2 protein-coding genes are annotated in these 2,084 nt (G+C 43.6%); both read left to right on the top strand.

Features of this window, described 5'->3' with window-relative positions; all coding sequences use genetic code 11:
• Nucleotides 1-485: 485 nt before the first annotated feature.
• Entirely contained in the window at nt 486-1,763 is a 1,278-nt protein-coding gene (locus tag F6K53_RS38250) for an ISAzo13 family transposase (RefSeq protein ID WP_293084989.1), read from the top strand.
• The coding region (locus F6K53_RS38245; RefSeq protein WP_293084986.1) for a pentapeptide repeat-containing protein at nt 1,760-2,084 on the top strand (325 nt) is incomplete at its 3' end. The genes F6K53_RS38250 and F6K53_RS38245, both read left to right, overlap by 4 nt.

Raw genomic sequence — 2,084 nt, 5'->3', positions numbered from 1 at the left:
TTGCAGCTCCGGCTTGAGAACTCCATTGCTCCAAAGCTTTCTCGTTCCTTGGGTTTGAACTGAGCTACCCACCCTCGATACGCAGATCTCCTATTGAGTCTCTCGCCATTTTTGATGCTAAGGCTTTATGTAAAAATAACTTGAACATTTTTGCTCTTGGTGAGATAATGAAAATATATTCAATTTGATCAGGGGGTAACATCAGCCCTCATGCATATTACTCTATAAGGCTTATTGGCCCATGACTCAATCTCGATACAGTGGCAAATTGACCCTGCTTTCATGGTCTTGATGCTCCCGGTCGAGTGGGGGAAACCCGACTCGGCGGACTGCATCCGTTTGATGAAGCTCCGAACCGTAATAACATAGTCCAAGCTCTGTCCAACGGGAGCATGTATATTTGGGAAGCTTATGGGGTTAAATCCTTACCCAGTAAGGATTTAAGCTTGCCTGTCGCCATCCGATGATTCAATGGATACATTGAAATGCCTAATCATCTGGTTATTGACAAGATTCGAGAAAAGTATAATTCCTTATTACCTTATTTAAACGAGAAAACTCGTCGTATTTGGGCAGCAACCGAAGCTCGAAGCTTGGGGTGGGGGGGTATTACTCTAGTGGCTATTGCCACAGGTCTTTCTCGCACTACCATTCATGCCGGAATCAGGTTACTAGGGAGCAAAAAGGGGGAAAAAACGGAGAATGACTCTGGTAGAATTAGGAGTAGTGGGGGTGGCAGAAAACTACTGGAAGAACAAGACCCCATGCTATTATCAGACTTGGAATCATTAATAGAACCGATGACAAAAGGAGATCCAGTATCACCTCTTAAATGGACTTCTAAAAGTGTAGTCAAACTAGCTGAAGCTTTAAATGCGGGTGGACATAGAATTAGCCCCAAAAGTGTTGACAATTTGCTGTTAAATCTTGGTTACAGTTTACAAGCCAATCGGAAAACTCGTGACGGCTCATCTCACCCTGATGGACTTCGTCCCGCTTTCAGCGATCGAGATCAGCAGTTTTTACACATTGCCAACCAAGTTAAAGAGTTCCAGTTACAGAAAGAGCCAGTAATTTCTGTAGATACCAAGAAAAAAGAATTAATTGGCGACTTGAAAAACCCAGGAAGGGAGTGGTGTGAAAAGCAACATCCCCAAGAAGTAAAAATACAGGATTTTGTAGACCCGGAATTAGGAAAAGTCATTCCTTACGGAGTTTATGACAAAACCTATAATCAAGGCTGGGTAAATGTTGGTATTGACCATGACACCGCTGAATTGGCTGTCTTCTCAATTCGTCATTGGTGGTATTCCATGGGACAACAACTTTATCCCAACAGCCAAAAGCTAATGATTACAGCGGATTGTGGGGGAAGTAATGGTTATCGTTGTAGCAGTTGGAAATTGAAGCTACAAGAATTAGCCACAGAGATAGAAAGAACCATTTATGTAAGTCATTTTCCTCCTGGTACAAGTAAATGGAATAAAATTGAGCATCGAATATTAGGTCATATTACCCAGAATTGGCGAGGTAGACCCTTAACAAGCCATGAGGTCGTGATTAATTTAATCCGCAATACTACCACAAAACAAGGGTTAAAAGTTGAAGCACGCTTAGATGAGAATCGCTATCCAACAGGGATCAAAGTGACAGACCAAGAAATTAATGCCATTGCCATTGAGCGAAACTCTTTTCATGGGGAATGGAACTATGTAATTAAGCCTCTTTCTCGGGACTATATTGTTAAAGTTATTTTTACATGACTCCTAAGCTCCGCTCTGCTAACCTCTACAAGGCTAACCTCAGTAGAGTTAACCTCAGCAAAACAGACCTTTGTGGGTGTTACCTTGGCAGGGCTAACCTTAGTGGTGCTAACCCCAGTCTAGCTGAGTTTAGAAATGCCGACCTAAGCCAGGCGGACCTCAGGGGTGCTGACCTCAGTTGGGCTGACCTGAGCAAAGCTGACCTGAGCCTAGCTAACCTCAGCAAAGCTGACCTTAGTGGAGCTAACTTCCATAAAGCTGACCTGACCAAGACTGACCTGAGCGGGGCTGACCTGAGCGGGACTGATTTGAGCGAAGCTA

Origin of the sequence: Moorena sp. SIO4A1 (assembly GCF_010672065.1) — a bacterium.
Taxonomy (GTDB): domain Bacteria; phylum Cyanobacteriota; class Cyanobacteriia; order Cyanobacteriales; family Coleofasciculaceae; genus Moorena.
This window is presented reverse-complemented; position numbering and strand designations above follow the sequence as displayed.

Bases quoted from the DNA above. Each gene is read 5' to 3' on its own strand.
- F6K53_RS38250 (WP_293084989.1), top strand. From the start codon at position 486: ATGCCTAATCATCTGGTTATTGACAAGATTCGAGAAAAGTATAATTCC.